Annotated in this window: 1 rRNA gene; it reads right to left on the bottom strand. The window is 56.9% G+C overall.

The features are described from left to right. Positions 1–8: 8 nt before the first annotated feature. Positions 9–462 (bottom strand): 16S ribosomal RNA (locus WX88_RS26890); the annotation flags it as partial.

Genomic DNA, 462 nt, shown 5'->3' with positions numbered 1-462 from the left:
TGCTCCAGAAAGGAGGTGATCCAGCCGCACCTTCCGGTACGGCTACCTTGTTACGACTTAGCCCTAATTACCTGTTCTACCCTAACCGGCTTCTGTGACGAGCACCGGCTTCAGGTCTACCAGACTTTCATGGCTTGACGGGCGGTGTGTACAAGGCCCGGGAACGTATTCACCGCGTCATTGCTGATACGCGATTACTAGTGATTCCAGCTTCACGGAGTCGAGTTGCAGACTCCGATCCGAACTGAGAACGGCTTTTCGGGATTGGCGCACCATCGCTGGTTGGCAACCCGCTGTACCGTCCATTGTAGCACGTGTGTAGCCCTAGGCGTAAGGGCCATGATGACCTGACGTCGTCCCCGCCTTCCTCACTGCTTGCGCAGGCAGTCTGTCTAGAGTCCCCGGCATGACCCGCTGGCAACTAAACATAGGGGTTGCGCTCGTTGCGGGACTTAACCCAAC

It is taken from the genome of Hymenobacter terrenus, from assembly GCF_000972495.1.
In the GTDB taxonomy this organism is placed as follows: Bacteria; Bacteroidota; Bacteroidia; order Cytophagales; family Hymenobacteraceae; genus Hymenobacter; species Hymenobacter terrenus.
Note: the sequence above shows the minus strand (reverse complement) of the source record. Positions and strands in the feature narration are given on the sequence as shown.